3 protein-coding genes are annotated in these 3378 nt (G+C 47.2%); all 3 read left to right on the plus strand.

Annotation, left to right across the window (positions count from 1 at the left end; translation table 11 throughout):
• The first annotated feature begins 84 nt into the window (after positions 1-84).
• From mnmG to ACTG34_RS12445, 3 genes are read left to right on the plus strand one after another with little or no spacing between them, the layout of a single operon-like run.
• Positions 85-1962 (plus strand): tRNA uridine-5-carboxymethylaminomethyl(34) synthesis enzyme MnmG, encoded by a 1878-nt coding sequence (gene mnmG, locus ACTG34_RS12435; RefSeq protein ID WP_439105205.1) that lies wholly within the window; start codon positions 85-87, stop codon positions 1960-1962.
• Position 1963: 1 nt separating this feature from the next.
• On the plus strand, positions 1964-2581 hold the full coding sequence (gene rsmG / locus ACTG34_RS12440; RefSeq protein ID WP_439105206.1) for a 16S rRNA (guanine(527)-N(7))-methyltransferase RsmG: 618 nt from the start codon (positions 1964-1966) through the stop codon (positions 2579-2581).
• Positions 2574-3377 (plus strand): ParA family protein, encoded by an 804-nt coding sequence (locus ACTG34_RS12445; protein WP_439105207.1) that lies wholly within the window; start codon positions 2574-2576, stop codon positions 3375-3377. Before rsmG ends, ACTG34_RS12445 begins: the two co-directional genes overlap by 8 nt.
• Position 3378 lies beyond the last annotated feature (1 nt).

A 3378-nucleotide genomic window follows, 5' to 3' on the forward strand; every position in this document is an offset into this window, starting at 1 on the left:
CTAGTCGGTCGGATTGATGTTGAGTCGGTGTTAGGAGAGATTTTTTCTAATTTCTGTATCGGCAAATAGGTAGAAATTATTGGAGTGTTTCACGTGAAACATTTGGACTTTGACGTCATAGTTGTTGGAGGCGGTCACGCGGGCTGCGATGCGGCGGCTGCTTCGGCACGTATGGGTGCTCGAACTGCACTTGTGACGCTAAAGATTGATAATATTGGCGTCATGTCATGCAATCCGGCAATCGGTGGACTTGGTAAGGGACACTTGGTTCGCGAAGTTGATGCTTTAGACGGCGTTATGGGACGCGTCGCGGATCGCGCAGGAATTCAATACCGCTTGTTAAATCGAAAAAAGGGACCAGCGGTACAGGGCCCTCGCGCTCAGGCTGATCGTCTTTTGTATAAAGCTGCAATGTTGTCCGAGTTAACCAATACGCCTAATCTGTCGATTGTTGTGGGTGAGGTGGTCGATCTGAATATGGTCGGAGATGTTGTTGCTGGCGTAAGTCTTGCTGATGGGGTTATGTTATCGTGTGGTGCTGTGGTTCTTACGACGGGTACATTTCTCAATGGAACAATTCATATTGGAAATGAACGACGGTTTGGGGGCCGAATGGGTGATCGACCTTCGGTGGATTTAGCAAAGCGGCTCTATGGGTTTGGGTTACCGATGGGTCGCCTTAAAACTGGTACACCCCCACGGCTAAACGGGAAGTCAATAAATTGGGATGCATTAGATAGTCAGCCGGGCGACGACGACCCAGTAGTGTTTTCGTTCCTCAATCGCAAACCTGAAGCCCAGCAAATTTCTTGTGGTATTACTCATACAAATCAAAAAACCCACGATATTATTCGCGATAATCTACATCTTTCTGCGATGTATGGTGGAAATATAGAGGGGGTAGGTCCTCGGTATTGTCCATCTATAGAGGACAAAGTTGTTCGGTTTTCTGATAAGACATCGCACCAAATTTTCCTTGAACCAGAGGGATTAAGTGTCGACACTGTTTACCCAAATGGAATTTCGACATCTCTTCCCACAGAGGTTCAAGAGGCATATGTTAGATCAATTTGTGGATTAGAAAGCGTAGAAATTACGCAACCCGGATATGCAATTGAGTATGATTATGTCGACCCTCGTGCGTTAAAGATGACCTTAGAGGTCAAGGATGTCCAAAACCTATACTTGGCGGGGCAGATAAACGGCACGACCGGCTACGAAGAAGCTGCTGCACAAGGGTTACTCGCTGGTATAAATGCTGCGCGACGATCCATGGCATTGGAGGAGCAAACTTTTTCGCGGACCGATAGTTATATAGGTGTTATGGTCGACGATCTTGTGACGCGGGGTGTTACCGAGCCTTACCGGATGTTTACGTCGAGGGCCGAGTTCAGGTTATCGTTGCGAGCCGATAATGCCGATCAGCGACTAACTCAGCTTGGTATTGATGTTGGTGTTGTTGGTGATCGGCGAGCAAAGAGTTATTTTTTAAAGATGGAATCGCTTAATAGTGCAAAGTCGAGATTAGAGGCTGTAACGTACACACCTAACCAATTGCGAGTTGGTGGGATAACTGCGAGCGCGGATGGATCTCGTCGTACCGCTTATGAGGTTTTGTCGTTTCCCAATGTCTCATTTGCAAATATTATCAACATGACGCCAAGCGTCGATGACATACCAATGGAAACGCAGGTTCAACTTGAACGCAATGCACTATATGAAACGTACATTGCGCGTCAAAAGAGAGATGTGCTTTCGTTAAAAAGAGATGAAGCGCAGTTAATTCCAGTCGATTTCAACTACGTGGACATGGTTGGTCTGTCGAATGAGCTGCGGTCCAAGTTGAGTTCCACATTACCCCAAACGATAGCACAAGCGTTACGGATAGAGGGAATGACACCCGCAGCCGCAACCCTGATTTTGGCGAGGATACGACAGTTGCAAAAAGTAAGGGCGTCCTAGTATGAATGACTTCTCTCTGATTGATTTAGTTGTTTCACGTGAAACAATGGAGCGGCTAGAACACTATGATGCCTTATTGAAAAAGTGGACTCCAGTAATAAACCTTGTTTCAAAGAGCACTCTCGATCACAGTTGGTCGAGGCACTTTCTAGATTCAGCGCAAGTTTATAAAAGTGTTGATAATCTGAATGGCCATTGGGTTGATTTGGGGTCAGGAGGTGGTTTTCCAGGGGTCGTTTGTGCAATCATTGCTGCCGAACTGGCGCCCAAAATTAGGTTTACTTTGATTGAGGCCGATCAACGAAAGTCAACGTTTCTTCGGACGGTATTGAGAGACGTTGATGTCAATGCGCAGGTTTTGTCTGAACGAGTGGAAAACGCCGGACCTCAAGCAGCCAATATTCTGACAGCGCGAGCGCTGTCATCGCTAAAAAATCTTTTAGAGTTTTCTGATCGGCATCTTGTTGCAGGTGGATCTGCCATTTTTCCTAAGGGTGCAAATTTTCGATCAGAACTGGAAGAGGCTAAGAAAAGTTGGGCTTTTTCACATGTCGAATATCCGAGTGTGACGGATGAAAACGCAGTAATTATCAAGGTCGGAGATATTGTTCGTGGGTGACCCAACTCGGCCAAAAGGCCCAGAAATCGTAGCTGTTGCGAATCAAAAGGGTGGAGTCGGCAAGACAACAACAACGATAAACCTCGCCGCGGCTTTGGTGGAGAAGGGGTGCCGCGTACTAGTCGTCGACCTTGATCCTCAGGGAAATGCGTCGACTGGATTCGGTGTTGATCCATCCAGCCGTGACCTCACGACATATGATCTCTTGTTGGGGGACGTCGACATCCGCGAAACTATCCGGTCGACAGATATAAAGGGTTTGTGGGTCATTCCCGCAAATGCTGATTTAAGTTCTGCGGACATTGAGATGATCTCCAATGAAAAGCGGAGTTTTTTGCTTCGCGACGCGTTGCGACAGCGTACACTCGATGCATACGAGCTTGACTACATTTTGATAGATTGCCCACCATCTTTGAGCCTTCTCACCGTTAACGCTATGGTCGCGTCTGATTCCGTCCTAGTGCCTCTTCAAAGTGAGTTTTTTGCTTTGGAAGGTTTGACACAGCTGATCATGACGGTCCGCGAGGTTCGGCAGAGCGCTAATCCGCACCTCCGAATTGCTGGTGTTGTCCTAACAATGTATGACCAACGAAATAACCTCTCAAAACAGGTTGAAGCGGATGCCCGGGAAAACTTGGGCGAGCTTGTTTTTAAAACGGTCATTCCGCGAAATGTCAGAATTAGTGAGGCGCCATCTTACGCTTTGTCGGTTTTAAGTTACGATCCAACGTCTAAAGGGAGCGAAGCATACCGCTCGTTGGCAAAAGAGTTTGTGGGCAAGAAAGGCCAATCATGAC

Source organism: Celeribacter marinus, from assembly GCF_965656515.1.
Lineage (GTDB): Bacteria > Pseudomonadota > Alphaproteobacteria > Rhodobacterales > Rhodobacteraceae > Celeribacter > Celeribacter marinus_D.

What these genes read in the sequence shown, in the direction of transcription:
- rsmG (WP_439105206.1), top strand. Translation starts at nt 1,964, where the DNA reads ATGAATGACTTCTCTCTGATTGATTTAGTTGTTTCACGTGAAACAATG.